Consider the following 15,060-nt stretch of genomic DNA (forward strand, 5'->3'; position numbering starts at 1 on the left):
CTCTTTTTTATTGAGATTCTTGATATACTTTTAATGAGAGTGGCTGAATACCTGCTTGTTCCCATTGGGATAAGAGCGATGAAATATTCTTGTTTGATTCAATTAATACAATTCCACAATCTCCGCCACCTGCACCCGAACTTTTTGCGGCTCCACCATGTTGTTCAGCAATTTCAATTAAACTAGTTAATAATTCAGTTTCAATTTGTACCTGTGTACGTTGAGACAACTCTCTTAGTAGAGTACGATTATGAACAATTCCATTTTTTATGCCAGAAAAATCTTTGTCTTTAAATGAATGAATGATTTCACCGACAACATCTTTACTTTTCTTTAAAAATTGTGGATAAAAATCTTTTAAGCTTCCACGCCTATTATTTACTTTATCTACTAATAAAGTAGTTGAAGCTGGCGAACCGGTCCATCCTACAAGGAATTCAATGTCATTTGGTAAGGTAAGTGGCTCAATCATTAAGTCAGGCCAAGGGATGCTTACTAATTCCTGAATTGTTTTTTTACTTTTTTGGTCTAAAACCCATTCACGATCGAAGCAAGAATAGGCAATCCAACCGGTATATGAACTAGCTGCGATATCACCTAAAGATCCATTACTATTTACGGATAAATGGGCAAGAGCAGCTAATTTATAAATAAGTTCTGGAGTATAGTCTAACTCATAAAATTGAAGAAGGGCTTTAATGGTTGCCACGGTTACTGCACCACTAGAACCTAAGCCATATTTCTTTCCTTTAGAGTCATCCAACTCACTTTTGACGGTAAGGTGAAAATAAAGTAACTCTTTGCCATTTTCTTGTATATATTGATCCGTGATTTTTACAGCTTGTGTAATGTAAATAAAAGGATTTTCTCGTTCATCGATATACAATGTTCCATCCTGCCTAGTCCATGGGATAGGCAAACCTCCGTTTAATGAAGAATGAATGGATCCTTGTTCTTCAGCTTCTTCTAGTGAAACCGTAATAAACTGATTCACGGCTACTAAGATAGCAGGATGATTATTTGTAACCACAGCATATTCTCCAGCTACAAATAATTTACCTGGTGCGCTCGCTTGTATCAATTTGCTCTTCCTTTCTTTTTGACTACCAGCTGTAAACAGATTTTTCATCTGCTGTTAATTCACGAATTCCTTTTCCGGGTCCCGTAATCAATAGTTGATCGTCTGAAAATTTTTCTAGTAAAGCCTCTTTAATTTTGTCTGCTTCTGAAAGTCTGCAGAGTACTTTTACATTTGGTCCGGCATCCATTGTAACATAACAGAGAACGCCTTGTTCTCTCAAATGCTTCACAATTTGGATGGCTTGAATGCTGGCAGGTTCCCAATAAGAAAGCGGTGGGGTTGCGCCTAACATCGTACCATGCATCTTCATACCGTTTCGTTCTGTTATTTCACCTAACGTTTGAAAATCTTGGTTAGAAATTGCTTGTTTAATCTCCACTAAATCTGCTTCTGCTGTTTCTTCCCAGACAGAATAGAAGGGAGAGGTCTCAACCGTTCGTTTCATTCCTTCACGGCTAGAAACTTTCTTTTCAGAAGTATTTACGGCAACGATAACCATTCCGATATCCCAGTTGGCATCATCAATTTGAATAGCCATAGAATCATCTGAATTTGTTCCTTTGTTCCATTCCACAAATCCACCGAACAAACTCCGAGTCGAACTCCCACTTCCACGTCTTGCATAAGTGGAGAGGGCTTGTGGCTCTAATTGTAAACCACTAGCGATATTGGCAGCACCAGCTAAAGCAGCAAAGGCAGAAGCAGAAGAGGCTAATCCAGCAGCAGTAGGGACATGGTTTATACTTTCTACACGTACAAAATCTTTTACATCGGTTTGATCTCTAAACAAATTAATAAAACGACTAATTTTTTGAGTTTCCATTTGATTTTGTTTTGTACCATTTAAATAAAATAAATCTTCTGTTAAAGACGGATCAAAACATACAAGTGTGTCGGTAAAAAGTTTGTCTAGAGTAAGAGATAAACTACTATTAACGGGAAGAAAAAGATGTTCGTCTCTTTTTCCCCAGTACTTAATTAAAGCAATATTTGTATGGGCACGAACTGCGGCTTGCTTCATTCGTCAGCCTCCTGTTTAAGTGATATGTTCCATGTTTGTATAGCACCAGCATCTTCCAATGCTTCTTGAATTTTTTTGCACCTGCTGCTGATTTTGAAAGAGCAATCATACAGCCACCCCGACCGCCACCGGTTAGCTTAGCACCTAGAGCACCGGCTCTTTTGGCAGTAAGGACTAGATGGTTTAACTCATCATTGGAGACTCCTAATTGAGAAAGGAGTAGGTGAGCGTGATTCATTGCTTCTCCTAAAGCCACAGGATTGTCTTTTTGTAAAGCCTTCTTGGCATCCTCAGCGAGAACACCTAATTCATGAATTCGTTTCTGAGTTGTTTCTTTTTCTGTAGTAGCTAACTTGTCAGCAATACTTTGAACTGCTTCTTTTGTTTGGCCCGTCACACCCGTATCTCCAACCACTAAATATCCATTCATATTTAATTGGAAAGGTATAAAAGGCTGACCCTTGCGATAGTATAAAGGAGTGTTTCCGCTTGTCATGGCAGCATCCAAACCACTCGGATTTCCATGTGCTATTTTTTCAGAAATATGGACTAAATCTAGTAGGGTAGACATTTCCAAATCATGATTAAAATATCGGTAAATGGCTCGTGTGACTGCGACCGCAACTGCAGCACTTGAACCCATACCTCTTTCTGGAGGGATGGAGCTTTCAATTTCAATGGCTATATGTGCATAAGGTTTATCAAGGGAGGTTAAGGCAGATTGAATCGCAATCCGTAAACTTTCTAATACTTCAGGCATTTCATCTGCAATTCCATGATAAAAAGAACAGTCTACTCGTAGCGGTCCGTCTATATTTTTAACAGATACTTGTACTTCAACTGCAGGGAATGGTAAGGCAATGGACGGCTCTCCATAAACGACAGCATGCTCTCCCATTAAAATAATTTTTCCGTGTGCTCTTCCAAGAGCGGATATTTCGTCCATAATCATCTTCCTTTTTATAAAATTTATGATCCTTGCATAAACCAAGATACGATAAACGGTGCCGCATAGAGTGTCATAAACTGAATCCCATAGTTGATCCCTAAATTATTGAGAGATCCACAAATGAAACCAATTAAAATCACTCCAAATACATTTAATAATCCTGCATCCATATACGCTAATAAAATAACTAAGCCAATAAAGAGCGCAAGTACTGCTTCATGAGGGATTTTCGTTAAGACCACCGCTGTAATCGAAGTTGCATAGCGAATCGCTAAAAAATAAACGATACTGATGGTAATTACGGTTCCCACAAGGATTGCTAGAGTTAACTCACCGGTAGATAAGATGTGATGAATGTTATTTTCCAAAGTAAAAACAGGAGGAGCAGTAAACAAGGCGCCACCCGGACCAATTGCAGCAGGTGAAAGAGGGAGTCCAAGTGCGACGACACTAATAATAATTCCTGATAAATAGGTTGATTGAGCTAAGGCACTCATCGTGACAATAGATGTACTCGCGCGTTTCAATGGATCCTTTTCTCTTTTTCCAACTAATTCTCCAAATAGAATCGTAATTCCAACCGGGCTCAAGACAAAAAGAAAAGTCGAGAAAAAAGAAGCAACTACTGCACTACTACTTTCTTTTCGATTTACAATTTTAAATGGATTAATAGAGTCGCGTTTATTTTCAATAGATGGAATGATCGTTTCTTTAAGTTGATCGGTTTCAACTGATTCTCGAGTAGACTTGATTAGAAATGAAAGTAAGCTTACTAATAGAGGACCTACCGTAATACCAAGGAAGAAGGAAGTTGTAATGTTTTTTTCAAAAGGAACAATCCCTAAATCCCAATACAAAGTTCGTAAACTTTGGAAAAGGAGAGCAAGAGGAATAATCATAATTAAGGAAAGTGTTTTTGATTTCCCCATTAAAGATAGAAAAATAGCACCTATGACGAAAAGCCAACTCGCATATCCTTTAATAGATTCAGCGTAAGGGGCGATCAGACTTGCGATTAGTAAACTGATTGGTACGGAAACCAATACTCCGATAAGAGAACCAACCGCAGCTTTTTTAATATTTTCATGTGTCAGACCTGCTTTTTTCATCGTAAGCGAGTGGCCAATCATCGGCGTGGAAAGAACTCCGCCGGGTAAACCAACAACAAGAGTTGGCATAGCATTCATTAAGTTTAAAGCAATAATAGCTGAAATGAAAAAAGTTAACACGACGATGGGTGAAACTCCGGAAAGAACGACAGCTAAAGTAATCGGCATTAAGACAGACGTTTCATCAGTTCCTGGAATAAATCCAATCAGGGTATATAATACGGTTGCCCCCAAAGCCGCTAAAATCATTTGAAACAAAATTACGTAGTCCATTATATACTCCTCTTCGTTATAAAATTTTTGAGTACTCCTCTATTGATGAGTTTGTTTTTTAATGAAACGTTTTGGTTTGATGAATACAGTATTAAGGATCAAAGCTAAAACGGCACCAGCCAATCCATAAAATAACTGTCTCGTTGTATTACCGCTTGGTGCAAGGAAAAACCCTGACATTGTACACAAACTTGAAATGAAAATAGCAAGGACCATATCCTTTAGTCCAACTAAGTCTCCCCATAATTCCAGATACTTTTCTTGTTTTTTCATGTGTGGTTGCTCCCCTCAATATTGTTATGTACATTTATTTTAGCGAAGCCTTGTAGGAATGTAAACAAAACAGGCTGGATTTTAATAAAACTTAAAGGTAAGGAAAGAACTATACCCATATTGAAATTACTTTTTCCATCCTTTCTATCCTAAAATTATAAAGTTTAGGAAGTGAAATGTTAGAGAAGTATGTTACAATAAACGAAAAAGTGCTTGTTGATGGAAGGATAAAGAATGATTGAGAATCGTAATTACTATCAGATTGATAGAAATGAATGGAAAACGTTTCATGAAGACTCCATTCCGCTCTTATCAGAAGAGAAATTAAAAAGCTTACTTTCACTGAATGATAAACTTTCATTAGATGATGTGAAAGATATTTATGTTCCATTAGTAGAAATGATTGACCTGTATCAAAAAAACTATCGGAATTTAAGAAGATCAAAAAGTAAGTTTTTAACTCGTCCATACGAACCCGCTCCTTTAATTATTGGAGTTACAGGAAGTGTTGCGGTCGGGAAAAGTACAACTGCTCGAGTACTTCAGAATCTATTACAAAAATTTTATACGGATAAAAAGATTGAGATGATTACTACAGATGGATTTTTATATCCGAATGCCGTTTTAAAAGATCGTGGAATAATGAATCGCAAAGGGTTTCCAGAGAGTTATGACATGGAAAAATTAATTCAATTTTTGCTGGATATCAAAACGGGTAAGACAGATGTAAAATTACCGATTTATTCTCACCATATTTATGATATTGTACCTGATGAGTATGAGTATATGAATCTGCCAGATATTTTGATTGTAGAAGGGATTAATGTTTTGCAATTACCTTCACGGCAACAAATTTATGTAAGTGATTTTTTTGATTTTTCTATTTATGTAGATGCGGAACAAGAAAATATTGAGAAGTGGTATTTGGAACGATTTGAAATGTTGATGGACCTAGCGAAAAATCGAGAAGATAACTACTACTATAATTATGCAGTGGGAAATCGTAGCGATGCGATTGCGATGGCAAAAGACGTTTGGAAAAAAGTGAATTTAAAAAACTTAGAAGAGTACATTCGACCAACCATGTCGCGTGCGGATTTAATTATCCATAAATCAGATAATCATTATATTGACTATTTACACATCAAAAAATATTAGTACTGATTTTAGAGTGTCAAACGATTATAATGAAACTATGAAATGATGGAGGGACAAACATGACAAAAGATTTAGCATCAATGGAAAAAATTATTGTATTAGATTTTGGAAGTCAATTTAACCAATTAATTACTCGCAGAATTCGCGAATTTGGCGTGTTCTCCGAATTACTTTCACATCGAACAACTGCGGAAGAGATTAAGCAGATGGACAACGTAAAAGGAATTATTTTTTCAGGAGGCCCGAATAGTGTTTATGAGGAGGGTGCCTTTACCGTTGATGAAGCAATCTATGATTTAGGATTACCAATCTTAGGAGTATGCTACGGTATGCAATTAATGACCGTAGCTTTCGGTGGAACAGTAAAGAAATCTGAAAATCGTGAATTTGGTCAGGCTACCATTGAAATCATGCAAAGACAGAATCCTTTGTTTAAAGATTTGGATGAGCAAGAAACTGTTTTGATGAGTCATGGTGATTTAGTTGTCGATATTCCTGTTGGCTTTGAAGTAGTCGCAACCAATGCTCATTGTCCAGTAGCAGCATTTTCAAATGTGGAACGTGACTTTTACGGTGTACAGTTCCACCCAGAAGTCCGTCATTCCGTTCATGGGAATGAAATGTTACGCAATTTTGTTTTTGATATTTGTGGTTCTAAAGGTGATTGGTCTATTGAAGACTTTATTGATATTGAAATTAATAAAATCCGTGAAACAGTAGGCGACAAAAAAGTACTGTTAGCCTTATCTGGTGGAGTGGATTCCTCTGTTGTGGGAGTCTTATTACAAAAAGCAATTGGTGATCAATTGACTTGTATTTTTGTGGATCACGGCTTGTTGCGCAAAAATGAAGGCAAGCAGGTAATGGAAAGTTTATCCGGTAAGTTTGGGTTAAACATTATTAAAGTGGATGCACAAAAACGTTTCTTAGATAAGCTTGCAGGTGTAAGTGACCCAGAACAAAAACGTAAAATTATTGGAAATGAATTCATTTATGTCTTTGACGATGAAGCAACCAAACTAGAAGGAATTGATTTCCTTGCACAAGGAACCCTATATACAGATGTAATTGAAAGTGGAACAGAAACTGCACAAACCATTAAGTCTCATCATAATGTGGGTGGGTTACCAAAAGATATGCAATTCAAACTAATTGAACCGTTAAATACTTTATTTAAAGATGAAGTTCGTGAACTAGGAACAAAATTAGGCATGCCAGACAGCATTGTATGGCGCCAACCGTTCCCAGGACCTGGTCTAGGAATTCGAGTATTAGGTGAAATCACAGAAGAAAAGTTGGAAATTGTTCGTGAATCAGATGCAATTCTTCATGAAGAAATCGCAAATGCTGGACTGGAAAGAGATGTATGGCAATACTTTACGGTCTTACCAGGAATCCGTAGTGTAGGAGTAATGGGAGACGGACGTACGTATGATTACACAGTAGGAATCCGTGCCGTAACGTCTATCGATGGAATGACTTCTGATTGGGCACGAATCCCCTATGAAGTATTAAATAAAATCTCACAACGCATCGTAAACGAAGTCGATCATGTTAATCGAATCGTGTATGACATTACGAGCAAGCCACCAGCTACTATTGAGTGGGAGTAATCTTTATTAAATAGGTATAGGTACACTCCTTGAAAGTGTTGTTATAGCAGTGGTTTAGAAGTATGGAATATACGAAAATGCTGATTATATATGCTACTATTAATAGTGTTTTTACTAGTAGATAACTAAAGTAGAACAGACATATTAACATCCTTTTTTAACTTGTAAATTACAGGTTAGAAAGGGGTGTTTTTTTGTGCTTATAAGTGAGGCAATTGCTGATTTTTAGCTTAATCAGCTAGTTATGTGTAGAGCAAAAAAGTATATCAATCTCTGTACATACTAAACCGTTTTGAACAGTATATGGAGAAAGAATATAACGTAATTCAGATAGAATAATAGAAAATTCATGTTTACCAAATTAACCTTCTAATTATAAATTTAATCGCTTGATGAAGTAATTTTATCAGCGAATGTTTTATTGACAGAAAAGCATTACAATGCTATTATTTATTTAGTTCGGAAACGTTTCCACTTTATTTTGATATAAGTGTATATTAACTATAAGTAAAGCTTCATTACATGAATCATTTTATTTGAATTCGAAACAGTAATAGGAAAGTATTCAAATAATTTGTCGGAGTAAATCTATTGATAAAGGAATCATTTTTATAAACAAAAAATTGTTTGATAGATTATTTTAATAAATTTAAGTAAACAGATTAAAGATAGGAGAAATTATGAAAAATATAATTAAGATATCACTTATTATTTTAGTCATTACTACGGTTATATATTTTGGAGGTGGAAAAAAGCTTTTATCAAAAAATGTTACTACGAATCCTAATCCGAGGTCACACGATTCATGGGTAGGGGATGTTATGCCTTTTTATGATGGGAAACAATGGCAAATATTTTATTTAGAAGATCATAGAGATGGAGAAATAGGATTTCATCCCTTCTCATTATTTACTACAAAAGATTTTATCAATTATACTGATAAAGGCCTAGTAATTCCATATGTCAACGAGGAAGATTCTCAAGAAAGAGCTTTAGGAACTGGCTCAATCATAGAGGGACATGATAAACAATATCATGCCTTTTATACCGCCCACAATGGTGACCTTAATCCAAAGGAAGCTATTATGCATGCAACATCCAAGAATCTAAAAGACTGGGATAAACAAGAAAATGACACCTTTTATGGGTCCGAACAATATGAAAGAGATGATTTTAGAGATCCTTTTGTTTTTTATAACGATGTGGAAGAAAAATATTGGATGTTGATAACGACAAGAAAAAATAATAAAGGTGTGATTGCCAAGTATGAATCTGAAGATTTAAAAGAATGGACAGATGGTGGAGTGTTTTTTGAAAATGATATGGATTCCGATGGAAACTTAGAATGTCCATCTTTAGTGTATTATAATGAAAAATGGTATCTTTCTTTTTCGGATCAATGGCCAGATCGAGTGACTCATTATCGTATAGCAGATTCATTGGAAGATACCTTTGAAAAACCGACCAATATCGATCATTGGGATTCTAATGCTTTTTATGCCGGTCAAATTCAGCAAGATGATAACGGAAACTTATTTGTTTTTGCATGGATTCCGACAAAAGAACAGCATGATGATAATAAAGGATATAATTGGGGTGGTAATCTTGCCGTCCATCAATTAAGTCAAGATGAACAAGGAAATTTAACAGCTTCACTACCAGTAGAGATTGAAAAATTTCTAGACGATAAAAAGGATATTGAAATAGTTGGAAAAACCGAAAATCAAACTCGTTTCACATCAAAAGGAGATTTCGGTATATTGAAAGCTAAAATAACCTATGATGATGATGCCAAATTTGGTTTTGCTTTTGATGTTGATAATGAGGGACAATCCTCATTGAATATTTTATTTGAAGATAATGAAATTTCTTTTTATAATACTTCTTTAAAGTATATTGAAAAATCAGATCCTTTATCAACTATGAAAATAATAAAAGATGAAGAGTACATTGACTTAAAGATAGTATTAAATAATGATATAATTATTTTTTACTTAAATGGAGAACAAACATTTTCAACAAGAATGATTAGAGCAGCAAACAATGATTTTTCATTTTTTGTAGAAAAAGGACAGGCAGATTTAATTCTGATTCCAGATAATTAACTAATTTTTCATTTTTAGGTTTAATTACTACAGCGTAAACAAAATGAATTCATGAGAATTTTAAAATAATAAATAGTTTTTTTCACTTACCGTAATTTCAATGATAATATACCTAGTCTTTGAGTATTTCACATAATTTATTTTTTTCACCTTTTTTAGAGTACTGACTTGTATTCAATTAGCGTTTAATTTCCTTAAAATTAAATTATTGGCGAAAAATGAAGTTACCCGTGATATTATTTGTTAGTAGATTAATATAGTTTTCATAAAAAATTCTGATAAGGATTTAGTGGCTATGATTCATTGGAAAAAAATCCAAGTGGAAATCTTAAATAGGTACTGACCCCAAAAGTTAGAGTAAAATCTAATTTTGGGGGCTTTTTTATATTTTAAAATTCAACTTATCTTTGTTTCTCAATGATAATGTTATACTAAAACTGGGTGATAACAATGAAAATATTAAACTATGGAATCATTTCTTCCGCAAGTATCGTACCAAGGTTTGTGGCAGCACTAAAAGAAAGCAATCATTCACAAGCTGTTGCCATCGGCGCTTCAAATTTATCAAAGGCTCAAAAAATGGCAAATGAACTTGGAATAAAAAAAGCTTACGGTAGTTATAAAGAAGTATATGAAGACCCACAAGTAGATGTTGTTTATATTGCTACTATAAATGATCAGCATTTTCTGCAAATAATGGAAGCTTTATCTCATCAAAAGCATGTCGTTTGTGAAAAGCCAATGGTGCTTCAAGCAGCGCATGCCACGGAGGCTTTTGCTTATGCTAAAAAACAAGGGCTATTTCTAATGGAAGCCCAAAAAGCAGTGTTTTTACCAAGCATAAATTATGTGAAAGAAAAGATTAAAGACGAAGAGTTTGGACGATTACGACAAGCAACCTTAAATGCTTCTTGGTTAGTCAATCATCCTAAAAGCCATTGGATGTATGACCGACATCAAGCGGGAGTTCTCTTTAGTTCGGCTTCTTATATTATAGAACCCTTACTTTACTTATTGGATATGCCAAAATTTGAATACAAGGCTTTATATCACTTGGGTAGCAAAAAGGAAATTGATGACGCGACGATCTCTTTTAGTTTTAATAATGATTTATTAGTGTCAAGCCAACTGTCCATGATTGTACAAACAAATAATGAAGCAAATTTCTACTTTGATGATGCTAAAATTACCATTAAAAAATTCTGGAGTTCCAATCAAGTAACGATTGATCATCACAAAACTGGAGAAAGTAAAACAGTAACCTATGATGAAGTCCCAGAAATGGTTTACGAAATCAATCACGTATCTGATTGTATCCATAAAGGTCTCATTCAATCTCCAATTATGAGTGAAAAAATGACGGAGACCTGTGTTCGTTTAGTTGAGGAAATATATCAAAAATCATTGGAATCATAATTAAAAAAAATTGGAGCTCTTAGTTAAACTTTTTAAACATCAATTCAATAATACAATAGGAGGATGATTATGAATTACAACGCAAAACAAAATAGATATGAGAATATGAAATATAACCGATGTGGATCCAGTGGTTTAATGCTTCCAGCGATGTCTCTTGGTTTATGGCACAATTTTGGTGACGTAGATTCTTATGAGAACAGTAAGGAAATGGTAACGACAGCTTTTGACTTAGGAATCACTCACTTTGATTTAGCAAATAATTATGGACCACCAGCTGGTTCTGCGGAAAAGACTTTCGGAAGAATTTTAAAAAAAGAGTTAGCATCCTATAGAGATGAAATGATAATATCTTCTAAAGCAGGTTACGAGATGTGGCTAGGGCCTTATGGTAATTTTGGCTCCCGCAAATCTATGATGGCAAGTCTTGATCAAAGCCTAGAAAGAACGGGACTTGATTATTTTGATATCTTTTATTCTCATAGACCAGATCCAGATACTCCAATTGAAGAAACGATGGGAGCTTTGGCGGATATTGTTAAAAGAGGTAAAGCATTGTATGTAGGGATCTCTAACTATAATGCAGAAGAGACAAAAGAAGCAGTTAAAGTTTTAAAAGATTTAGGAGTAAATCCTTTAATTCATCAACCTTCCTATTCGATGTTTGATAGATGGATAGAAGATGGGCTTCAAGATGTACTAAAAGATGAAGGACTAGGATCAATTGCATATTCACCTCTTGCCCAAGGAATGCTAACTAGTAAATATTTAAAAGGAATCCCAAAAGATTCAAGAGCAGATAAAGAAAATACTTTTCTTGAAAAAAGTGATATTACCAAAGAAAAGCTTAGTCAAATTCAAAATTTACAAGATCTTGCAGTATCTAGAAATCAAAGTCTCGCTCAAATGGCCCTTGCATGGGTTCTTAGAAAAGATAAAGTAACATCTGTAATCATTGGAGCAAGTAAAAAAGAGCAAATAATAGAAAATGTAAAAGCTCTTGAAAACCTTGAATTTAGTGAAAAAGAATTAGAGGATATTAATCAAATCCTAAAAAGGTAATCATTAAGCTTGGTTCCAAATGAGGATAATGTAGAAAAAAACTAGATTTGAAGGACAAAAAAACACTCCCTAAACAGAGTGTTTTTTTGGTTATGGGCTTACCATCTATCAATATAATTTAATACGGTTTGGATGAACCCATATATTTCGTATCCATGATTCAAATAGTACTCAATACCCGATAAAACTTGATTATTCGCTTTAGTTTTGTGTGGTTATGTTATAATTAATGCACAAGCTTCACAATCTTTCGAAACATTATAAAAACAATATTATTTTTAGTGGTATCAGATGGTTTCGTTGGATAGACTATTGAGACATTATTGTATAATAGTGTTTTTTTATTATATATACTTTGAATGACAACCTAGGTAGAAAAAAACACTCTCAAATGAAACCGCTTTAAATCTATAGGGAATAATAGATCTTAAACCTACTAAAATAACTGTGACGTCCTTGTAAAGAGAAATCATACAGACGTTCAAATCGTACATAATGTATGTACCACTTATTTTACTAGTTAGGGTAAGTATTTGAAGAATATAACAGATTATGCAAAAAAATTAAGTTGACAAAGAGATTATTTAATAACTATTTGATTAAATAAGGAGAATGCCTATGAATAAACTTAATAAAGGTTTTATTAGCTCGATAAGAGGGAGTGTTGTTCAGGCTGTTTTTAATGATGAAATTCCACTCATTAATAATAAATTAACTACTGGAGATCATAACGAGATCATTTTGGAAGTATCTTCTTATGTAGATGTTAAAACTATAAGAGCTATTGCCCTGACTTATACGGGAGGTATTTCTAGAGGAGATGCAATAATAGATACAGGTGCTCCGATAAATGTACCAGTAGGCACAAAAACATTGGGAAAAATGTTTGATGTTTTTGGTAATGTACTAAGTGGTGATGATGACATGGGGGATGTAGTAAGAAAATCCATCCATCAAAAGCCGTTGCCTTTTTCTAAAAGAAGTACTTCAGATGAAATGTTTGAAACAGGAATAAAAGCTATAGATGTACTAACACCTCTTGCACGGGGTGAGAAAGCTGGGTTATTTGGAGGAGCTGGTGTAGGGAAAACCGTTCTTATAACCGAACTTATAAATAATACAGCTCAAAAAACGAAAGGATATAGTATTTTTTGTGGCATTGGGGAACGATCTAGAGAAGCAGAGGAACTTTATCGTGAAGTTCAAGAAGCCAACGTATTAAAAAATGCAGTCCTTATATTTGCGCAAATGAATGAACCACCTGGAGCAAGATTTAGAGTTGGTCACTCTGCCCTTACAATGGCAGAGCACTTTCGTGATGAAGAGAAAAAAGATGTTCTGCTTTTAATTGATAATATTTTCAGATTTATTCAAGCTGGTTCTGAAGTTTCTGGACTTATGGGTAAAATGCCTTCTAGAGTGGGGTATCAACCTACCTTAGCAAGTGAACTTTCAGAACTACAAGAAAGGATAGCTAGTACTTCTTCAGGAGCGATTACTTCTATACAGGCAGTCTATGTTCCAGCTGATGATTTTACAGATCCTTCTGCCACTCACACATTTTCACATTTATCTGCATCAGTAGTATTATCTAGAAAAAGAGCTAGTGAAGGCTTATTTCCTGCCATAGATCCTTTAAACTCATCTTCTAAAATGTTGAATAAATCTGTAATAGGAGAAAGACACTATCATATAGCCAGGGAAATTAAAAGAACGTTGGCCGTTTATGAAGAATTGAAAGATATCATCGCCATGTTAGGGATAGAAGAGCTTTCAGAAGAAGATAGAAATATAGTGAATAGAGCTAGAAGATTAGAAAGATTTTTAACTCAACCTTTTTTCTCCACAGAAGATATAACGGGAATAGAAGGTCGCTTAGTTAATTTAGACGATGCTCTAGAAGGCTGTGAAAGAATTTTAAATGATGAATTTAAAGATTATGAAGAAACTGATTTATATTTAATTGGTAATATTGACGAAGCTATTAAAAAAAGAAAAGAAAGGGAGAACATAAATGAGACTTAAGATTATGCTCCCTTATAAAACCATACTAGATAAAGATGTATTAAAAATAACTGCACCAGGAGTAGAGGGAGTATTTCAGATCTTACCTAATCATGTTGACGGTACGTGGAGTCTGAAAGCAGGTATATTAGTTATAAATATAGTACCAGATGATGAAATAGATCGGTACTATGCCATCAGCCAAGGAGTTATTGTAAAAGAGGGTGATGTCGTTTATCTCACTTGTTTTCAAGCTATAAAAGGTGACTCTTTAGAAAACGTTGCAGATACCGTTCGCAAAGATTTAGAAGTTATGGATGAGAGAGAAAGAAAAGCTCAAGAAGTTCTCATAAAACTTGAAGTAGATACGGTCAGAAGATTTATGGAATTGGATAAATAAAGGAAGTGATATCTTGTCTAAAAAAAATCACTGGATGAAGAACTTTTAAATGAAATAGAGAAAGATGCTAATAAAAAATTAAAATCTAAGGAAGACGGAAAAGAAATAATGTTTGGCTTAGGTCTTTTTGGAATTGTAGGTTGGTCTATTGCTGTACCGACACTTTTAGGAATAGCTTTGGGTACATACTTAGATAAAAAAGTTGAGACAAGTTTCTCTTGGACGTTAACGCTTATCTTTGTGGGTGTTATTGTTGGAGCTTTTAATACATGGCGTTGGCTGAATGAAAATAATAACAAAGAATAGGAGAGCATATGATTGTTTCATTTTTAATAGGTTTATTAATAGGCATTTTATATTTTGGTGGACTGTACTATACTACACAAAAATTTAATCATGTTAAAAGCCCTGGTCTATTTATGATTCTCTCGTTTATTTTTAGAATGGGGATATTATTAACAGGATTGTATTACTTAGCACAAGCAGGCTTTAAAAATATTTTATTAGGATTTCTAGCAATCATGATCGTTCGAATGATTATGGTGTCTAAAATAAAAAAGGATCCATCCAAGCCAGACACAAAAAGGGAGTGATTT

Annotated in this window: 13 protein-coding genes and 1 pseudogene; 9 read left to right on the plus strand and 5 right to left on the minus strand. The window is 34.5% G+C overall.

What is annotated here, in order from left to right; genetic code table 11:
- Window positions 1–7: 7 nt before the first annotated feature.
- The 5 genes and pseudogenes from LZ578_RS04880 to LZ578_RS04900 form a co-directional block, all read right to left on the minus strand.
- Window positions 8–1,081: a phosphomevalonate kinase gene (locus LZ578_RS04880; protein WP_235146401.1), complete on the minus strand. Its 1,074-nt coding sequence runs from the start codon at window positions 1,079–1,081 to the stop codon at window positions 8–10.
- Between the two features lie 22 nt (window positions 1,082–1,103).
- Window positions 1,104–2,102: a diphosphomevalonate decarboxylase gene (mvaD, locus tag LZ578_RS04885; RefSeq protein ID WP_235146188.1), complete on the minus strand. Its 999-nt coding sequence runs from the start codon at window positions 2,100–2,102 to the stop codon at window positions 1,104–1,106.
- A pseudogene (gene mvk, locus LZ578_RS04890) lies at window positions 2,099–3,054 on the minus strand (mevalonate kinase). The gene mvaD and the pseudogene mvk overlap by 4 nt, the downstream one beginning before the upstream one ends.
- A 17-nt stretch (window positions 3,055–3,071) precedes the next feature.
- Window positions 3,072–4,433: a tripartite tricarboxylate transporter permease gene (locus tag LZ578_RS04895; protein WP_235146189.1), complete on the minus strand. Its 1,362-nt coding sequence runs from the start codon at window positions 4,431–4,433 to the stop codon at window positions 3,072–3,074.
- 39 nt (window positions 4,434–4,472) lie between these two features.
- Complete coding sequence (locus tag LZ578_RS04900; RefSeq protein WP_235146190.1) at window positions 4,473–4,706, minus strand: hypothetical protein; 234 nt, start codon at window positions 4,704–4,706, stop codon at window positions 4,473–4,475.
- 234 nt (window positions 4,707–4,940) lie between these two features.
- On the opposite strand from LZ578_RS04900, the gene coaA reads away from it, so the two are divergent.
- From coaA to LZ578_RS04945, 9 genes are all read left to right on the plus strand, one after another.
- Entirely contained in the window at window positions 4,941–5,864 is a 924-nt protein-coding gene (gene coaA, locus LZ578_RS04905; RefSeq protein WP_235146191.1) for a type I pantothenate kinase, read from the plus strand.
- Window positions 5,865–5,923: 59 nt separating this feature from the next.
- Window positions 5,924–7,477, plus strand: coding sequence for a glutamine-hydrolyzing GMP synthase (guaA, locus tag LZ578_RS04910; protein ID WP_311198600.1), 1,554 nt, complete (start codon window positions 5,924–5,926; stop codon window positions 7,475–7,477).
- Window positions 7,478–8,157: 680 nt separating this feature from the next.
- A complete protein-coding gene (locus LZ578_RS04915; RefSeq protein ID WP_235146192.1) occupies window positions 8,158–9,582 on the plus strand; it encodes a hypothetical protein in 1,425 nt (474 codons plus the stop codon).
- A gap of 450 nt (window positions 9,583–10,032) precedes the next feature.
- A complete protein-coding gene (locus LZ578_RS04920) occupies window positions 10,033–10,998 on the plus strand; it encodes a Gfo/Idh/MocA family protein (protein ID WP_235146193.1) in 966 nt (321 codons plus the stop codon).
- A 69-nt stretch (window positions 10,999–11,067) separates the two neighbouring features.
- On the plus strand, window positions 11,068–12,060 hold the full coding sequence (gene mgrA / locus LZ578_RS04925) for an L-glyceraldehyde 3-phosphate reductase (protein WP_235146194.1): 993 nt from the start codon (window positions 11,068–11,070) through the stop codon (window positions 12,058–12,060).
- Between the two features lie 612 nt (window positions 12,061–12,672).
- Complete coding sequence (atpD, locus tag LZ578_RS04930; RefSeq protein ID WP_396326690.1) at window positions 12,673–14,085, plus strand: F0F1 ATP synthase subunit beta; 1,413 nt, start codon at window positions 12,673–12,675, stop codon at window positions 14,083–14,085.
- The gene (locus LZ578_RS04935; RefSeq protein ID WP_235146196.1) at window positions 14,075–14,464 is read left to right on the plus strand and encodes a hypothetical protein; all 390 of its coding nucleotides are present in this window, start codon (window positions 14,075–14,077) and stop codon (window positions 14,462–14,464) included. Before atpD ends, LZ578_RS04935 begins: the two co-directional genes overlap by 11 nt.
- 30 nt (window positions 14,465–14,494) lie before the next feature.
- The gene (locus LZ578_RS04940) at window positions 14,495–14,770 is read left to right on the plus strand and encodes an AtpZ/AtpI family protein (protein WP_255763974.1); all 276 of its coding nucleotides are present in this window, start codon (window positions 14,495–14,497) and stop codon (window positions 14,768–14,770) included.
- Between the two features lie 8 nt (window positions 14,771–14,778).
- Entirely contained in the window at window positions 14,779–15,057 is a 279-nt protein-coding gene (locus LZ578_RS04945) for an ATP synthase subunit I (protein ID WP_235146197.1), read from the plus strand.
- Window positions 15,058–15,060 lie beyond the last annotated feature (3 nt).

Source organism: Jeotgalibaca sp. MA1X17-3 (genome assembly GCF_021513155.1).
Lineage (GTDB): Bacteria > Bacillota > Bacilli > Lactobacillales > Aerococcaceae > Jeotgalibaca.